The following is a 246-nucleotide window of genomic DNA, read 5'->3' as shown; positions in this document are numbered from 1 at the left end:
GCGTACGTGCCCGACAGGCCCGCGGTCGCCGGGCCCGCCGCCGGAATCACCGTCTCGGTGCCCGTGGGCCGGTAGTCCGTGTCGTAACCCGTGACGCGGTTGATGTAGTCGCCGCCCGACGTGTGCCGCACCGACGCGACCGGCCGGCCCAGCGCGCCCGGCAGGCTGTCGTACGAGAACGACTTCACCGGGTTCGCGGTCGCCGATCCCTCGCGGACGTAGGTGACACGGCCGAGGTCGTCGTAC

1 protein-coding gene is annotated in these 246 nt (G+C 72.8%); it reads right to left on the bottom strand.

Annotation, left to right across the window (positions count from 1 at the left end; genetic code table 11):
* Positions 1 to 246, bottom strand: a 246-nt coding sequence (locus tag ADL01_RS27500; RefSeq protein WP_159049650.1) for a hypothetical protein, incomplete at both ends; no start/stop codon positions are given.

Origin of the sequence: Streptomyces sp. NRRL WC-3618 (assembly GCF_001280005.1) — a bacterium.
In the GTDB taxonomy this organism is placed as follows: Bacteria; Actinomycetota; Actinomycetes; order Streptomycetales; family Streptomycetaceae; genus Streptomyces.
The sequence above is the reverse complement of the archived record's forward strand: the minus strand, read 5'-3'. Positions and strand labels throughout refer to the sequence as shown.